Origin of the sequence: Nannocystis pusilla, assembly GCF_020073745.1 — a bacterium.
Lineage (GTDB): Bacteria > Myxococcota_A > Polyangia > Nannocystales > Nannocystaceae > Nannocystis > Nannocystis radixulma.
This window is the reverse complement of sequence record NZ_JAIRAU010000015.1, coordinates 115,835-132,134: the sequence shown is the minus strand read 5'-3', so window position 1 is coordinate 132,134 and position 16,300 is coordinate 115,835. Positions and strand designations below refer to the sequence as shown.

At 72.7% G+C, this 16,300-nt stretch carries 11 protein-coding genes; 9 read left to right on the top strand and 2 right to left on the bottom strand.

Annotation, left to right across the window (positions count from 1 at the left end; genetic code table 11):
* The first annotated feature begins 48 nt into the window (after window positions 1-48).
* The 3 genes from K7C98_RS13890 to ggt all read left to right on the top strand — a co-directional run bounded on the left by K7C98_RS13890 (window position 49) and on the right by ggt (window position 6,577).
* Window positions 49-2,781, top strand: coding sequence for a DUF4388 domain-containing protein (locus K7C98_RS13890; RefSeq protein WP_224192120.1), 2,733 nt, complete (start codon window positions 49-51; stop codon window positions 2,779-2,781).
* A 265-nt stretch (window positions 2,782-3,046) separates the two neighbouring features.
* Complete coding sequence (locus K7C98_RS13885) at window positions 3,047-4,516, top strand: DUF1254 domain-containing protein (RefSeq protein ID WP_224192119.1); 1,470 nt, start codon at window positions 3,047-3,049, stop codon at window positions 4,514-4,516.
* 213 nt (window positions 4,517-4,729) lie between these two features.
* Window positions 4,730-6,577, top strand: coding sequence for a gamma-glutamyltransferase (gene ggt, locus K7C98_RS13880; protein ID WP_224192118.1), 1,848 nt, complete (start codon window positions 4,730-4,732; stop codon window positions 6,575-6,577).
* 64 nt (window positions 6,578-6,641) lie between these two features.
* Here the strand turns inward: ggt and aac(3) are convergent, their stop codons facing one another.
* Complete coding sequence (aac(3), locus tag K7C98_RS13875; protein ID WP_224192117.1) at window positions 6,642-7,481, bottom strand: aminoglycoside 3-N-acetyltransferase; 840 nt, start codon at window positions 7,479-7,481, stop codon at window positions 6,642-6,644.
* 65 nt (window positions 7,482-7,546) lie between these two features.
* Here aac(3) and K7C98_RS13870 point away from each other — a divergent pair, with 65 nt between their 5' ends.
* On the top strand, window positions 7,547-8,068 hold the full coding sequence (locus tag K7C98_RS13870; RefSeq protein WP_224192116.1) for a hypothetical protein: 522 nt from the start codon (window positions 7,547-7,549) through the stop codon (window positions 8,066-8,068).
* Here K7C98_RS13870 and K7C98_RS13865 read toward each other — a convergent pair.
* The gene (locus K7C98_RS13865) at window positions 8,037-10,307 is read right to left on the bottom strand and encodes a S46 family peptidase (protein WP_224192115.1); all 2,271 of its coding nucleotides are present in this window, start codon (window positions 10,305-10,307) and stop codon (window positions 8,037-8,039) included. The two genes, K7C98_RS13870 and K7C98_RS13865, sit on opposite strands and share 32 nt — an antisense overlap.
* A gap of 190 nt (window positions 10,308-10,497) precedes the next feature.
* Between K7C98_RS13865 and K7C98_RS13860 the strand changes: the two genes are divergently transcribed.
* The 5 genes from K7C98_RS13860 (at window position 10,498) to K7C98_RS13840 (ending at window position 15,933) form a co-directional block, all read left to right on the top strand.
* On the top strand, window positions 10,498-11,553 hold the full coding sequence (locus K7C98_RS13860) for a diacylglycerol/lipid kinase family protein (protein WP_224192114.1): 1,056 nt from the start codon (window positions 10,498-10,500) through the stop codon (window positions 11,551-11,553).
* Between the two features lie 185 nt (window positions 11,554-11,738).
* The gene (locus K7C98_RS13855) at window positions 11,739-12,731 is read left to right on the top strand and encodes a DUF3829 domain-containing protein (protein WP_224192113.1); all 993 of its coding nucleotides are present in this window, start codon (window positions 11,739-11,741) and stop codon (window positions 12,729-12,731) included.
* 54 nt (window positions 12,732-12,785) lie between these two features.
* Window positions 12,786-13,826: a zinc-binding dehydrogenase gene (locus tag K7C98_RS13850; protein ID WP_224192112.1), complete on the top strand. Its 1,041-nt coding sequence runs from the start codon at window positions 12,786-12,788 to the stop codon at window positions 13,824-13,826.
* 137 nt (window positions 13,827-13,963) lie between these two features.
* A complete protein-coding gene (locus K7C98_RS13845; RefSeq protein ID WP_224192111.1) occupies window positions 13,964-14,734 on the top strand; it encodes a class I SAM-dependent methyltransferase in 771 nt (256 codons plus the stop codon).
* 122 nt (window positions 14,735-14,856) lie between these two features.
* Complete coding sequence (locus tag K7C98_RS13840; protein ID WP_224192110.1) at window positions 14,857-15,933, top strand: GAF domain-containing protein; 1,077 nt, start codon at window positions 14,857-14,859, stop codon at window positions 15,931-15,933.
* The last annotated feature ends 367 nt before the right edge of the window (window positions 15,934-16,300 follow it).

Sequence of the window (16,300 nt, the reverse complement as noted above, 5' to 3'; positions counted from 1 at the left end):
GTGGCTGCCGGGGTATCGTTGGCCCGCTCGGCTCCAGGGCTCTCGCGCATGACCTCCGCTGACACCGATCTCGGGTTCCCGACCAAGGGCTCGCTCAAGCGCGTGCCGTTCTCCAGCCTGCTGCGCGACATCGCCGGCGCCGGCATCACCGGCAGCCTGTACCTGATGAGCGGGGACACGAAGAAGGTCGTGTTCTTCGTCGACGGCCGGCCGACCGTCGTACGCAGCAACCTCGCCACCGAGTTCCTCGGCCAGATCCTCACCGATCACGGCCTCATCACCCAGGAGCAGTGCGACAACACGCTCGAGGCGATCCGGCGCACCGGCAAGAAGCAGGGCGAGCTGCTGGTCGAGATGGGCATCCTCTCGGAGCTGAACCTGCGCTACGGCCTCGAGGAGCAGCTGCGGCGCAAGCTGTTCGAGATCTTCGCCTGGGACGAGGGCCGGTTCCAGTTCAAGCCCGGGGCCGAGCCGGGCATCACCGGCAACCCGCCGGCCGGCACCACCGAGGCGCTGATCCTCGCCGCGATCCAGGAGCGCTTCACCGACGAGCGCGCGCGCGAGGCCCTGCGCCCGTGGGCCGACAAGTACCCGACCCAGAGCCCGAAGTGGAACGGCGACGCCGCCGGCCTCGAGCTCTTGCCCGAGGAGCTGTACTTCCTGCGCTGCATCGACGGCAGCCGCACGACCGACGAGCTGCTGTCCCGAAGGCCAGATCTCGAGGTCCCGCAGCTCTCGACCCTGCTGCTCGGCCTCATCAGCGCCGGCGTCGTCGAGCCGCTCGACACCAAGTCGACGCGCCGGCTGCCCCCCCTGCGCCCCAACCTGTCCCCGCCGACATTGCCCGAAGACCAGCTAGCGCCCAACTTCGAGGTCCTGTCGACCATCGGCGAGTACGAGGACACCCCGCTGCCGAGCCGCCTCCCGATCGACCTCGGCGCCTCCTCGAGCAAGAACCCGCGGATCCCGATCCTCCCGACCGAGGACGAGGAGATGTTCCGCGGCCTCAACGTCGACGAGAGCATCGTCACCGACCCGCGCAACCTGCGAGCCAAGCTCCAGGGCGTCCCGGCCCGCGACCTCGCCCGACCCGCGCCCGCGCCTGCGGCGGCCCCGGCCCCGCTCCCGGAGCCGCCGGAGTCCTTCGACGACGAGACCGACTTCAGCGATCTGCACGCCCCCTCCGAGCCCGCCGCCGAGCCGCCCGGGCCCGAGCCGCTCGCGCCGGTCGTCGAGGCCCCGCGGGCGGACAGCGGCAAGCACAAGCTCGGGCCGGCGCCCGGCCTCGCCTCGCTGCTGCGCAAGGACAAGCCCGTCGTCGAGCCGCCGATCGAGTCGGCCGCCGTCTCGCACACCTCCGCCGCGATCGCCCTGCTCGACGACCCCGAGCTGCCCGACGACCTCCCCGATCCCGACGACCTGCTCGGCGACGATCCCCTCGGCGCCGACCCCCTCGGCGACGCACCGCTCGGCGACGACCCTCTCGGCGACGACCCTCTCGGCGACGACCCCCTCGGCGCCGACCCTCTCGGCGCCGACCCTCTCGGCGCCGACCCCCTCGGCGCACCGCTCGGCGACGACCCCCTCGGCGACGCACCGCTCGGCGACGACCCCCTCGGCGACGCCGACGAGCCGCTCGAGGACATCGAGGAGCTCGACGACGAGATGATCGAGGACGAGGACGAGGACGCGGACGAGGACGCCCCGGCCGACGAGGCGCCCGCGCTCGCCGCCGACGTCCCCGCCGTCTTCGCGGCCGACCCCGACGACGGCCTCGCCGACCTCGCCGGCGGCGACCTCGACGCCGAGCCGCCGCCCTCGCTGGCGCCGATCAGCCTCGCCCCCGAGGCCGTCTCCGACCTGCCCGAAGAGCCAGGTGTTCTCGGCGACCTCGGCGAGCTCACCGGCGACAGCGGCCTCGCCTCGCTCCCCGGCGACAGCGGCCTCGGCTCGCTCGCGGATCTCGCCGCCGCCGTCGCGCCCGACGCCGACGACCTGCTCGCCGGCGTCGACGACGACCTCCTGCTCGGCGACGGCGACGAGCCCCTGCCCGACCTCGACGACCTCGACGGCCTCGACCTCGGCGACGACCTCGCCGACCTCGCCGAGGGTCTCGGCGACGACCTCGGCGACGACCTCGGCGGCGCCGCCCTGGCGGACGACGTCGACCTCCCCCGCGACCTCTCCGTGGCCGTCGACCTCGACGACCTCGGCGATCCCAACGTCTCCGGCGACCTCGCGGCGGCGATCGGCGACCTCGCCGACGTCGACGACGGCGAGGCCGAGGAGCTCGAGCCGCTCGACGACCTCGGCGAGCTCGGCGACGACGCCGGCTACGCCGACGAGCCGATGCTCGGCAGCGGCGAGAACACCTTCGTCGGCCCCAACGACGACGGCTCCGGCGGCGACGGCGGCGCGGCCAGCTACGCCGTCCAGCGCTACGCCGAGGCCGAGATCGCCATGCGCGAGGGCGACTACGACACGGCCGTCGCCCTGTTCGAGGACGCGTACAACACCGGCTTCGACACCGCCGACCTGCACGCCCACCTGGCCTTCGCCCGCTATCGCGCCAGCGGCGGCGACCCCGAGATCGGCCAGAACTCGCTCGAGCTGCTCGACTACGCCGAGAGCATCAACCCCGGCCTGGCGATCCTGCACGCCTACCGCGGCGCCATCTTGACCGGCATGGGCGCCGCCGACAACGCCCGCGAGTGCTTCGACCGCGCGCTCTACCTCGACCCGTTCTGCGAGCTCGCGCTCGCGTACCGCGAAGTCGAGTGACGCGGCGCCGGGGCCTGCCCGGCCGCCGCGAGCCATGGCACAGAGGACATGTCCATTCGAACATGTCCTCCGAGCCCCTCGCCTCACCACGCCCAGGCCGGCGCGCTGACCGACACGTCTCTCGAGACATCTTCCCTCTCGCGCGAACCCGCCGTCGCCGTCAAGTGTCCCATGGGACATCCGCGCCACGACGCCCGCGCGCCGGGTCACAGCGCCGCGTCGAGCCCGCTTGCGCCGCGACCAGCCTCGCTCAGCTTGCCGGCCGATGCCCACGCTCGCCCGTCGCCGCTCGCCCGTCCGCGTCCTCTCCCTCGCCGTGCTCTCGCTCGCCTGTCAACGCGGAGAGCGCGTCGCCGTCGCTCCGGCGCAGGAGGTCCGCGCCCCGGTCGAGCGGATCCCCGAGCCCCCGCCGCCTGAGCCCGAGCCCGAGCCCGTCGCCGATCCGCAGCTGCGGCGGGTCGTCGAGCAGGTCTACACCTTCGCCTACCCGCTCGTGATCATGGACCTCACGCGCCAGGTCATGACCGCGCAGACCCCGGTCAACACCTTCCAGCACATGCGCGCCTTCCCGGACGCGTCGTTCCGCGACGTCGTCAGCCCCAACGCCGACACCCTCTATTCCTCGGCCTGGCTCGACCTCGCCAAGGAGCCGCTCGTGTTGAGCCTGCCCGACATGGGCAAGCGCTACTGGCTCATGCCGCTGCTCGACGGGTGGACCAACGTGTTCGCCTCGCCGGGCACGCGCACCACCGGCAACAGGGCCCAGCGCTACGCCATCGTCGGACCGGGCTGGCAGGGCCAGCTGCCCGAGGGCCTCGTCGAATTGCGCGCGCCGACCGACATGGTGTGGCTCATCGGGCGCACCGAGGTCACCAGCAAGCTCGACACCCTCGCCGTCCACAAGCTGCAGGATCAGTTCAAGCTCGTCCCGCTGAGCGCGTGGGGTCCGATGGCGGCCGTCCCCGAGCCGCCGCCCCTGACCACCGGCGTCGACATCGCCACCCCGCCGGTGGTGCAGGTCGCGAGCATGCCGCCCGAGCAGTTCTTCGCCCGGCTCGCCGAGCTCCTGCCCGAGAACCCGCCCAGCGCCGCCGACGCAGCGATGGTCGAGAAGATGCGCGAGCTCAAGATCCTCCCCGGCTCGCTGTGGACCCCCGCCGCGCTCGGCCCGGCGGAGACGCTCGCGCTGCGCGAGGGCGTCGACAACGCGCGAGCCAAGCTCGTGGCCGCCGCCAGGGACCTGCCCGGCGAGAAGGTCAACGGCTGGCGGCTCGTCGGCGACCTCGGCCAGTACGGCACCGACTACGACCTGCGGGCCCTCGTCGCCGAGATCGGGCTCGGGGCCAACCTGCCGCAGGACGCCCTCTATCCCGCCACCCACGTCGACGGCGACGGCGAGCCGCTGCACGGCGCCAACCGCTACGTGCTGCACTTCGACAAGGGAGAGACCCCGCCCGTCGAAGGCTTCTGGTCGGTCACCATGTACGACCAGCAGCAGTTCTTCGTCGACAACCCGCTCGATCGCTACGCCCTCGGCGACCGCAGCAAGATGAAGCGCAACAAGGACGGCTCGCTCGACATCTACATCCAGCAGGGATCGCCGGGCAAGGCCAAGGAGGCCAACTGGCTGCCCGCCCCGGCCGGCGGCTTCAACCTCATCATGCGCCTCTACTGGCCCAAAGAACCTGTCCTGAGGGGCGACTGGGTCCCGCCGCCGGTGACCCGCATGCCCTGACGTCGCGCGCTCGATCGCTGCTGCGAGCCCGACCTCGTCGCGCTCGCGTCGGCTGCCGCGCCGCCGTGTCTCCGGAGCGCCGCCGTGGGCCCGTGCGCCCGCGCGATCGCGGCCGCACGCGCACCGACGTTGTCGCGCTCTCGCCTCGCGTGCATGTCCGAAGTGCACTGCACGATGAGGTCGAGCACGAGCTCGGCCGGGAGCGTGACGATCATGAACCAGCACGTTGCGATCTTCGCCATCGCCCTCGCGGTCACCGGCGGCTGCAAGCCCGAGCGCGAGCGCGTCCCCGTCGGCGACGCCCGCCTGCCCGCCGGCCCCGACGACGACGAGGGCAGCCCCCCCGGCGGCTTCACCAACGGCGTCGTCACGGCCAGCTCGCAGGCCGCCGCCGACGCCGGCAGCCGCGTCCTCGCGACCGGCGGCAACGCCGTCGACGCGGCGGCCGCCGTCCAGTTCATGCTCAACGTCGTCGAGGCACAGGCCTCCGGCCTCGGCGGCGGCGGCTTCATCATGATCTACATCGCCGACGACGATCGGACCTACGTCATCGACGCCTCCGAGAAAGCCCCCGCGGCCGCCGCTCCCGACATGTTCGTCAGCCAGCCCGACCCCGAGGTGCGCGGCTCGTCGGGCTACATCGTCGGCGTCCCCGGCACCCTCAAGGGCATCGCCGCCGCCCTGCACAAGTGGGGCACGATCAGCGTCGAGGAGGCCCTCGCGCCCGCGCTCGCGGCCGCCGAGCACGGCGTCCCCGTGCACCCCATGCTCGCCGAGGACATCCGCGGCGGCCGGCTCGATCACGAGATCGGCGCCGCCGCCTACGACGAGGCGCGCAACGTCTTCCGCCCCGACGACACCCCGCTGGTCGACGGCGGCGAGTTGGTCCAGCCCGACCTCGCCCGCACCCTGCGGCTCATCGGCGAGCGCGGCCCCTCGGTCTTCTACGACTGCTCCGACAGCGCCGGGATCGCCAACGCGATCGTCGAGGCGCAGATGGCCACGCGCGAGGTCAACCCCGACGGCGTCGGCCGCATGACCTGCGAGGACCTCAAGAACTACGACGTCGTGATCCGCGACCCGCTGGTCCGCACCTACCGCGACTACACCGTCGTCACCGCGCCGCCGCCCTCGTCCGGCGGGGTCGCCCTGCTGCAGATGCTCGGCGTCCTCGAGCGCTTCTCGATCGGCGGCGAGGAGCTCGGGCCCATGAGCAGCCAGACCTTGAACCTCATGCAGGAGGCCATGCGGCAGGCCTACGCCGATCGCGGGCTGTGGCTCGGCGATCCGGACGTCGCCCGGATCCCGCTCGCCGGCCTGCTGTCGGACGCGTACCTGCAGCTGCGCTCCGAGACGATCCAGCTCGGCAGGCGGATGCCCCAGGTCGTCGCCGGCGATCCGCGCCCCTTCGATCCGACCTTCAGGCCCACAGGCATGGTCGCCCCGGTCACCGGCGAGGGGCGCGGCACCGGCCACACCACGCACTTCAACGTCATCGACGGCAAGGGCAACATGGTCAGCTGGACCAGCACGATCTCGTCGGCCTGGGGCTCCGGCCTGATGGTCCCCGGCTACGGCTTCATGCTCAACGACTCGCTCGGCAACTTCAACCACCGCCCGACCGTCAGCGACGACCCCGCCGCGCTCGACCCCGGCGCCAACGACCCCGGCCCGAACAAGCGCCCGATCAGCAGCATGGCGCCGACCCTGCTGTTCGCCGACGGCGAGCCGATCGCCGCCTACGGCGCCGCCGGCGGGGCGACGATCATCAGCACCATGCTGTCGCTCACCCTCGACCTCGTCGATCACGGCATGACCCTCGACGAGGCCGTCACCGCCCCGCGCCTCACCCTCCAGAGCGGCAGCGCCACCGCCGTCACCGGCATCGAGCCGGGCCTCATGCTCGACACCCTCGAGCCGCTGCGCAGGCTCGGCTACTCGTTCGACCTCGTGTTCAAGCTCGGCGCCGCCCAGATCGCCGTCCTGTTCCCCGAGACCGGCGAGAGCTACGGCGTCGCCGACCCCCGGCGCGCCGGCGGCGTCTCCGGCCCGCGCGATTGACTTGTCCAAAAGGGCATGTCTTCCACGACATGCCCTTCATATCATGTCCCCATGGGAATGTCCTTCACGACATGCCCGTGGGTTCATGTGCCGCCGTCGCCACCATGATCGGCACCGCGTAGTCGACCAGCGCCTGCGCCGGGATCAGGTGGCTGTGCGCCGCCCCGATCGGCCCGCTGCGCGCGTGGCCGGCGGCGACGAAGCGCTCGACGATGTCGGCGAAGAACCGCTCCGGCCAGTCCTTGATCCCGTTCGCGCTGTCGAACTCCTCGACGTCGAGCCACACGCGGGCCCCGTCGGCGAGCACGGGCACCCGCACCCGGGCCACGCGCTTGCCCTCGATCGGCGCCACCGCCTCGGCGTAGTGCAGCAGCGTCGTGTTGTCGGGGTCGGACCCGAGCAGCAGCAGCTTGCCGCCCGCCTGGCACAGGCGCTCGAGCGGCGAGCCCGCGCCCATCCCGTAGTTCGCCGCGTGCTCGCGGGTCAGCAGGTCGGCGCGGGCCCCCACCGCCGCCATGCGCATGCCCGCGTTCGCGCTGCAGCGGGCGCGCGGGTGACCGCGGAAGAACTCGGCCAGCGCCCCGAACTCGCGGTTCGCCCGCGTGCGGTACGGGTCGAACGGCGGGCAGTGCTCGGCGATGAACGCCTCGTCGGCGGCCGAGTAGATCCCGCGGCCGGTGTCGTCGAGCGGCGACGGCGAGCCGACGTACATCATCATCGTCCCGTCCGGCCCGACCGCCGCGAGGATCGCTTCGATCAGCGCGTCCGGGCCGCCGAGCACCTCGCCGACCGCGCGCAGCGACGCGTGCACCATCAGCGTATCGCCGCGCGCCCCCCCGAGCTCCGCGCACTCGCGCGCCAGCGTCTCCTGGGTGACTCGGGGGCAGACGAGGCGGAGGTCCATGGCAGCACGACGATAGGCCGCTCGCGCGCCGGTCGACAAGCCGTCCCCGTCTGTTACAAGCAGGTATGGACCCGCTCGTCCTCGATCTGGGCACCCACGTCGGGCCCTCGCTGGTGCGCCGGTACCTCGACGTCCACCCGCAGGTCACCGCTGCGCTCGCCCGGGCCGGCGCGCGCCTCGTCACCTTCGAGCCCGCTCTCGCCGCCGACGACTACTTCGCCGCGATCCAGGACGCGCTCGCCGCCGCCGCCCGATCTGTCCCTGCGGACATCTTGCCGTTGTTCGTCGCCGTCGTCGTCCTGCCCGACCTGCTCCACGCCTGCGGCCGCGGCTTCGACGGCGAGCGCCTGCCCGTGCCCGCGCTCGCCTGCCCGCGCGGCCGCTTCCTCGGCTACCTCGCGCTCGGCGAGGGCGGCGTCGCCTACTTCGGCGCCGACGGCCAGCCCGGCCAACCCGCCCCCGAGGCCGTCCTGACCGCCCTCGAGCGAGGCGAGCAAAGACGAACGACCCCGGGAGCCGCGCCCCCGGGGTCGCCGTGTCGCGCTCAGGCGCCGCTCAGATCGACGGCGTCACGCCGAGCTCGGTGAGCAGGTGGTCGGCGCCGTCGACCGCGTCCATCACCCACAGCACGTAGCGGATGTCGACGTGGATCGAGCGGGTGATCGGCGGCATGAACACCCAGTCGCTGGCCATCGCCTCGATGTTGCCGTCGAACACCAGGCCGGTGAGCTCGCCCTTGGCGTTGAGCGTCGCCGAGCCCGAGTTGCCGCCGGTGATGTCGAGGTCGGCGAGGAAGTTGACCGGCACCTCGCCGACCTCCGGGGCCGTGTAGGGCCCGAACTTGCGCGCCGCGATCGCGTCGAGGGCCGCCTTCGGGGCCGCGAACGGCTCCTCGCCGGTGTTCTTCTTGACCATCTCCGACACGCTCGTGAACGGCTTGTAGACCGCCGCCCCGGCGCTCGGCGAGTAGCCGCGGATCGTCCCGAACGTCACGCGCAGCGTCGAGTTGGCGTCGGGCGCCAGCGAGCCGTTGTGGTAGGCGCGCAGCGCCTCGATGTAGCGCGGGCGCAGCGCGACCATCGCCCCGGTCGCGGCCTCGCCCTGTTTCTTGTGCTCGTCGACGATCGGCTTGAGCTTGGCCGCCAACTTGATGAACGGGTCGGTGCTGGCCTTCACCGTCTTCGCGCTCGACGCCCGCAGCGCCTCGAGGCGGACCACCGCGTCGCCGAGCTTGGTGCCCTTGTAGAGCTTGTCGAGCGCCCGGTCGATGTCGTTGTCGGTGATCGTGCCCTTCTTGCCGACGATCGTCGTCAGCACCTCGGGGCGGTCGGCCTCGGGCAGCTTGGCCGCGCGCTGCAGGTACAGGCGGAACACCGCGCGGTCGAGGTCCGGGTGGTAGTTGGCCTGCAGCGCCTGCATCGACTGCTCGAGGTCACGCTCGTCGCGCGACTGCATCCCCAGCCTGCGCTGCTCGTCGGGCTTGGCCCGCTCGTCGGCCAGGCGCACGATCGTGTCGGCCGCCGACAGCAGCAGCGAGCCGCGCACCAGCTCGTCGTGGGCCGCGTCGCGCTCGCGCGTCTTCGCCTTCTCGCCGGTCAGCGCCGCCATCTGCGCCAGCACGTCGCCGTACTTGGCCTTGCGCGCCTCGTCGCCCTCGATCCACTTCTGCAGCTCGCCCTCGATGCGGGCCTTGTCGGCCGCGACCCCGCCCTTGACCAGGCCGTCGCGCATGCCGCGGAAGTTGAGCAGGTAGTTGTTGAGCCCGCGCAGGCGCGACGCCCCGGCGATCACCGCCTTGGGGTCCTGCTTGCCCACGCCCTCCATCACCGCGATCAGCTCCTCGTACAGCTGGATCTGGCGGCTGTAGTACCAGTCGGCCGCCTGCTGCGCCTCGGCCGCCGTCTTGAGCCGCTGCGTGCGGCCCGGGTAGCCGGCCACCATCACCAGGCTGCCCTCGGTCGCCTTGTCGGTCGCAACCTTCAGGAAGTGCTTCGGCTTGTACGGCACGTTCTCCGGCGAGAAGTCGGCCGGCGCGCCGTCCTTGCCGACGTACGCGCGCAGGAACGAGAAGTCGCCGGTGTGCCGCGGCCAGCGCCAGTTGTCGATGTCGCCGCCGAACACGCCGATGCCCTCGTGCGGCGCGTACACCAGGCGCACGTCGCGGAGCTCGGTCTGCTCGATCTGGAAGAACTGCGCCCCCTCGTAGAAGCTCGCCACCGTGCAGCGCACGCCGGTGCGGCCGCCCTCGCAGGCCCCGACCAGCTGCTTGCGGCGATCCTCGATCTGCCCGGCCCGCTTGTCGTCCGCCAGGCCCTCGAGCCCGCCGAGCACCTTGTCGCTGACGTCGGTGAACGCCGTCGTCACGAACACCCGCGCCGCCGGTCCGCCCGACTTCTCGTCGGCGCGGGTCTTGGCCAGGAAGCCGTTGTCGAGCAGGTTGTTCTCCGGCGTCGAGTTGGCCTGCAGGTAGCGCGTCACACAGTGGTGGTTGGTGACGATCAGGCCCTCGGGCGACACGAACGAGGCCGAGCAGCCGCCGAGGCTGACGATCGCGCCGAGCGGGAACGCCGTCGGGTCGGTCAGCGCGGCCGGGTCGTACGCGAGCCCGAGGCTCTTCAGCGTCTCGGCGTGGGCGGTCATCTGCCCGGGCATCCACATCCCGCCGGGGTTCTCGAAATTGATCGCGGGCTTCTGCGGAGCTGTCTCTTGGGCCACATTCTCGCCGCCGCTCGGAGTCGCCGAGTCGGCGCCCTTGCCGGCGCAACCGGCGAGCAGGAGCACGAGGGTGAGGCTGGAGGGCAGCGCTGTGGGGCGGGTGCGGAGCATGACCGGATGGGTATCAGATCCGCGCGGCGGCTGCGCGTCGCGCTCGCGTGACCTCCCCGGGTCTCGGGCGGTGAAACACACGCGGGCGTGCAGGCGTGACCGGCGGCCCGCGCGACTCCTCGGCTGCCCCCGGGCGCCCCCGCGCGCGGACTTGCCCGGCCTGGGCCGCGGGGTTTAGCCTTCCGCGCGCGTGCCTCGCCCTCGCGTCTCGCTGCTCGTCGGCAACCCCACGGCTCGCAGCGGCAAGGCCGAGGCGGCGATCGCCGCGGCGATGGACGGCCTCGGCAAGGCCCGGCTCGAGCCCGAGTTCTTCTCGACCTTGCCGCAGGGGGCCACGGTCGCGGCGCTCGCCGACCGGCTCGAGCGCGGCGACGTGGCGCGGGTGATCTACCTCGGCGGCGACGGCACCTTCGCCGAGACCGCCAAGGGCATCATCCTCGCCCGCGAGCGCTGCGGCGTCGACACGCCGATGGGCATGTTGCCGATGGGCACCGCCAACGATCAGGGCCGCAGCTTCGGCGTCCGCTCCGGCCTCAAGGCCCTGCCCGACAACATCGCCATCATCGCCGCCGGCGTCGAGCAGTGGCTCGACGTGGGTCAGGTCGAGGCCCTCGACGCCGCCGGCGAGCTCGTCGATCACGACCTCTGGTTCGACAGCTGGGGCCTCGGCCTGTCGGCGCAGATCCTGGCCAAGCGCAACCGCGACCGCAAGATCGTCGCCAAGATCCCGGTGCTGCGCCAGCTCTACCGCGACAAGCTGGTCTACCTGCGCGCCGGCCTGTCGAGCCTCGCCAAGAACGCCCTCAAGTCGCTCGTCGGCCGCGCCCGCTTCGCCGCCCTCATCACCATCGACGGCGAGACCCGCGAGCTCGGCGGGATCAACGACATCGTCATCAAGGGCACCCTCCTCTACGGCGGCGACTGGATCTTCGACCCGACCTCCAAGCCCGACGACGGCAAGTTCGAGGTCATCATCGTCGACAACCCCGCCGACTGGGGCGCCGCGGCGATCCGCGCCCACAAGCGCAACCCCGTCACCAACGACGACCTCGCGGTCCTCGGCCTCGCGCCCAAGCAGATCCCGCGCGGCTCGCAGATCGAGGTCAAGATCTTCCGCCCCGCCGGCATGGGCCCGGTGCCCTCGCAGATCGACGGCGAGGAGTACGTCTCGACCGACCACTACCGGATCCGCAACCTCTTCCACTACCTGCGGATCATCGTCCCCGAAGACCCGCACTGGGTCTGAGCCCGACGCGTCGCAGGGCCGGCAGGCCGTCGCGCGAGCGCCCGCCCCTCGCATCTCCGCGACCGCGCTCCGAGGCCGCAGCAGGCTCGCCGGCTCACGCGAGCGGTCGTGCCCGCGCGGCTCGCCGGTCGCCTGGACGCTTGCGGCGCGCGCCCGGCCCGTGGCACGCTGCCACGCCGCCTCGCATGTCACCGGGCCCGGCCACGCGGATCCCACGGCCCACCGGGCGCGGGCTCGCCGCTCCGCTCTGCGTCCTCCTCGCCTGCAACGGCGGCGTCGAGGGCCTGCAGCGGCAGATCAGCGAGCGCCTGCAGCAGGGCCTGACCTCGTCCGACAAGAAGCGGCCCGAGGAGCCCGACCGACTGCCGCCCGAGCTCGTCCTCAACAAGCTGCGGCTCTACGTCGACTGCGTCGGCGCCACCCGCGTCCCGCTGTACGACGCCTACCGCGACGGCGCGGCCGCGTTCGCCGGGCGCACGCGCACGCCCCCGGCCGAGATCCCGCCCGAGGCGCTCGACCAGTGCGGCAAGGCCGAGCGCGAGGGCCCGCTGCTCAAGCCGCCGCTGCCGGCGCTCGAGCAGGCGGCCGCGGCCTACAGCGACAACTCGCGGCTGTTCGCGGCCACCATCGATGCTGTCCGCGAGGACATGTCCCACAAGGCATCCTCCATCGAGGAGGACGGCGAGGCCTCGCCGATCTACAACAACTTCAGCGACGCCTACCGCGGCTGGGACGAGGCCCGCCGCGCGCTCGAGGGTCAGATCGCCGTCCGCCAGGGCCGGCTCGACGCGGCGGTGCTGGCCGAGATCGAGGCGCGGGCCGGCGCCGGCCTCGAGTGGCACACGCGCAACGTCATCATCCAGGCCAAGCCCTACGTGCGCTGCATCGGCGACCACGACGAGTTCACCGCCGGCGTGTGCGAGGCGTTCCACACCGCCTTCTCCGCCGCCTACGCCGAGTTCCGCGCCGCCTACGAGTCCGACCCGCAGGCCGCCGCCGCCGTGTTCTGGCTGCCGCAGCTGGCCGACAGCCTGGCCGAGTACGCCGCCGCCGCCGACCGCCTGACGCAGGCGATCCGCGACGGCAAGGCCCGCTCCGGCGAGATCAGCGCGGTCGTGCAGGAGTACGGCGACGCCGCCCACGACGGCGAGACGGTCAACTTCGCCCGCCTGCGCTGAACTTTCCACCTGTCCTTCGCGCCCTGTCCCCTCGCACACCCGGATCGACCCGCCATGAGAGCCGTCGTCATTCGCCGCCACGGCGACCCCAGCGTCCTCGAGCTCACCGACCTGCCCGACCCCGCGCCCGGCCCCGGCCAGGCGCTGGTCGAGGTCCGCGCCTGCGCCCTCAACCGCCTCGACATCTGGGTCCGCGGCGGCCTGCCCGGCCTCAAGCTGCCGCTGCCGCACGTGCTCGGCTGCGACATCGCCGGCGTCGTCACGGCCGTCGGCCCCGGCGTCGACCCGGCCAAGGTCGGCGCCGAGGTCGTCGTCAGCCCCGGCGTCTCGTGCGGCCAGTGCGAGAGCTGCCTGTCGGGCTGGGACAACCTGTGCCCCAAGTACGGCATCCTCGGCGAGCAGCTGCCGGGCGGCTACTGCGAGCAGATCGCCGTGCCGGCGCAGAACCTGCTGCCCAAGCCCGACAACCTCGACTTCGTGCACGCCGCCGCGGTCCCGCTGACCTTCCTCACCGCCTGGCAGATGCTGGTCGTGCGCGCCCAGCTCAAGCCGGGCCAGACCGTCCTGATCCACGCCGTCGGCAGCGGCGTCGGCGTCGCCGGCCTGCAGATCGCCCGCCTGTTCGGCGCCCGCGTCATCGCCCTCGCCAGCAGCGACGCCAAGCTGGCCCGCGCGCGCGAGCTCGGGGCCGAGCTCACCTTCCGCAGCGACGACTCCGACTGGGAGCGGCGCGTCCGCGCGGTGCCGTGGGTGCAAAAGCGCGGCGTCGACGTCGTGTTCGAGCACACCGGCGCCGCCACCTGGGAGGCCAGCCTGCGCCTGTGCAAGCGCGGCGGCGTCGTCGTCACCTGCGGCGCCACCTCCGGCTACGCCGCCAACACCGACCTGCGGCAGGTGTTCTTCCGCCAGCTGCAGATCCTCGGCAGCACCATGGGCAGCAAGTCGCTGCTGTTCCCGATCCTCGCCCACATGGGCCGCGGCGAGCTCGTGCCGATCCTCGACCGCACCTTCCCCCTCGCCGAGGCCGAGGCCGCCCACCGCTACCTCGACCGCCGCGAACAGTTCGGCAAGGTCGTCCTCACCTTCGACCGCTGACCGGCGCCACAACCTGTCCTCTCGGACAGCCCATGGACCTGTCCTCGCGGACAGCCCTGCACCGGCGCCCCCGCCGCCGCGCCTCACCTGTCCTCGCAGACAGCACCCCCCACCCGCAGCGCCACCCGGCTCGACCGATGAACCAACGCCCGTCCTCACCTGTCCTTACGGGCAGCCGATTCGCCTACCCCTTGCGCCGCGTCCGTGAGCTGTGCGGCGGCGTCGTCGTCGAGCTCGACGTGGTCGCCAGCCTCGACGCCGCCATCGACGCCCTCTGCGACGAGGTCGGGCGCAGCATCGACGACGCCGAGGCGCTGCGCCTCGTGCCCTACTTCGGCACGCTATGGCCGGCCGGCCGCGCGCTCGCGGCCCACGTCGGCGAGCGGCCGGCGCTGGTCCGGGGCCGGCGGGTGATCGAGGTCGGCTGCGGCCTCGGCCTGCCCGCCCTGGTCGCCGCGCGGCTGGGCGCCCACGTCCTCGCTTGCGACGCCCACCCCGACGTCCTCGCCCTGCTGCGCCGCAACGCCGCCCTCAACGACGTCGTCATCGCCTACCACCCCGGCGACGTCGCCGACCCCGACGCCCTCGTCGCCGCGCTCGGCACCGCCGACCTCGTGCTCGCCAGCGACGTGGCCTACGAGGCAGGCCTGGCCGCCCGGATCGCGCCGGCGCTGGCTCGCCTGTGCCGCCCGGGCGGCCGGATCTTGCTCGCCGACCCGGGCCGCCCGCTGTTCCAGGCGACCGTCAACGCCCTCGAGGCGCTCGGCTACCGCAGCGAGGTGGAGATCCGTCGCGCACGCCGCGGAGACGACAGCGCCACCACCGGCGCCGCCGCCACCGACAGCGAACAGGAGGTCTTCGTCGTCAGCTTCGAGGATCGAGCCGTCGAGCCCGGATCGCCGCAATAACCGTTTACGCTGCAGCGCCCGGGCCGCCGGCGATCTGTCCCTTGAAACATGTGACAGCGATCCGGCGCCCTCGCCGCTCGCGCGCGCAGTGTTGCCGGTCATACTTCGCGATGGAGGCCAGCATGAACCTGCTCGATCGAGCCGCGCGGATCGCTGCGGCAGCACGCATCGCCGAAGACCCCGATCGGGCCCGGGCGCGCGTGCTTGCCGAGCTCATGTGCGGCGGCGACGAGACGAGCGACAGCACCAACCTCGCCCGCCAGCTCCGCGCCCTGCTCGAGCTGTCGCGGGATCGCGAGCGACCCGACGTCGACCTCGCCACCGCGCTGGGCCGGATCACCGAGACCGCCGTCGACATCTTGAAGATCCATCGCGCTGGAGTGTGGTTCTTCGCCCCCGACGCCTCGGCCCTGGAGTGCGCCGACCTTTACGACGTGGCGACATCTGCGCACTCGTCCGGTGGCGTGCTCTACCGCTGCGACTTTCCGATCTATTTTGCGACCCTCGCGACCACCCGCGTGCTCGACGCCGGGGACGCGCGCAACGACCCGCGGACCCGCGAGTTCGCCGAGATCTACTTCCGCCGCCACGGCGTCGCCGCCACCCTCGACGCCCCGATCCGCTCGCGCGGCGGCCTCTCCGGCGTCCTGTGTTGCGAGTACATGGGCGACCCGCGGGCGTGGACCGACGACGAGATGGCGTTCGTCGCCTCGCTGGCCGACGCCGTCACGCTCGCGCTCGAGACCGACCGGCGCCGCACCGCCGAGCGCGACCTGCTGCACAAGATGTCGGTGATCCACGCCCAGCGGCAAGAGATCGCGCGCCTCACCTCCCCCGTGCTCGAGGTCTGGGACAATGTCCTCGCCGTCCCCCTCATCGGCCAGCTCGACGCCGACCGCCAGGCTGCGACCATCGGCGGCCTCGCCGAGGCCATCTCGCGCCAGCAAGCCGCGTGGGTGATCCTCGATCTGCAAGCGCTCGAGTCCCTCGACGCCACCAACGCCGAGTCGGTCGCCCAGATCGCCCACGCCGTCCGCCGCCTCGGGGCCGGCTGCGTGCTCTCGGGCGTCACCCCCGACGTCGTCACCCAGTTGGTCGCCCTCAGCCCGGAGCTGGGCCGCTTGCCCGCCACCTCCAGCCTCAAGTGCGGCCTGCAGCACTGCCTGCAGCGCTCCTGTCCCGAAGGCCAGCTCGCCTGACGCCGGCGTTCTGTCCCGAGAGACATCTCGAAGCAGGCAAGCTCCGCTGCGCGGCCAGGACAAAGGCGAGCGCACGCGGTCGCGTGCGCTCGCCCCACTCGCTCGGACGGCCGGCGCACCTGGTCGCGTGCGCCGTCGCTTCACGAGCGCACGCGGTCGCGCGCTCGTCTCGGTCGGACAGCCGGCGCACCTGGTCGCGTGCGCCTCTCGCTTCACTTCGAGCGACGGGCGCACGCGGTCTCGTGCGCCCGTCTCACCGATCTGGGCCGTCGCGCACGCGGTCTCGTGCGCGACCTCTTTCATGTCGAACGGCGCATGCACGCGGTCTTCGTGCGCTCGCCTCCTCGCCGCGAACATCCGGCGCACG

What these genes read in the sequence shown, in the direction of transcription:
- K7C98_RS13890 (WP_224192120.1), top strand. Translation starts at nt 49, where the DNA reads ATGACCTCCGCTGACACCGATCTCGGGTTCCCGACCAAGGGCTCGCTC.
- K7C98_RS13885 (WP_224192119.1), top strand. Translation starts at nt 3,047, where the DNA reads ATGCCCACGCTCGCCCGTCGCCGCTCGCCCGTCCGCGTCCTCTCCCTC.
- ggt (WP_224192118.1), top strand. Translation starts at nt 4,730, where the DNA reads ATGAACCAGCACGTTGCGATCTTCGCCATCGCCCTCGCGGTCACCGGC.
- K7C98_RS13870 (WP_224192116.1), top strand. Translation starts at nt 7,547, where the DNA reads ATGGACCCGCTCGTCCTCGATCTGGGCACCCACGTCGGGCCCTCGCTG.
- K7C98_RS13865 (WP_224192115.1), bottom strand. Translation starts at nt 10,307, where the DNA reads ATGCTCCGCACCCGCCCCACAGCGCTGCCCTCCAGCCTCACCCTCGTG.
- K7C98_RS13855 (WP_224192113.1), top strand. Translation starts at nt 11,739, where the DNA reads ATGTCACCGGGCCCGGCCACGCGGATCCCACGGCCCACCGGGCGCGGG.
- K7C98_RS13850 (WP_224192112.1), top strand. Translation starts at nt 12,786, where the DNA reads ATGAGAGCCGTCGTCATTCGCCGCCACGGCGACCCCAGCGTCCTCGAG.
- K7C98_RS13845 (WP_224192111.1), top strand. Translation starts at nt 13,964, where the DNA reads ATGAACCAACGCCCGTCCTCACCTGTCCTTACGGGCAGCCGATTCGCC.
- K7C98_RS13840 (WP_224192110.1), top strand. Translation starts at nt 14,857, where the DNA reads ATGAACCTGCTCGATCGAGCCGCGCGGATCGCTGCGGCAGCACGCATC.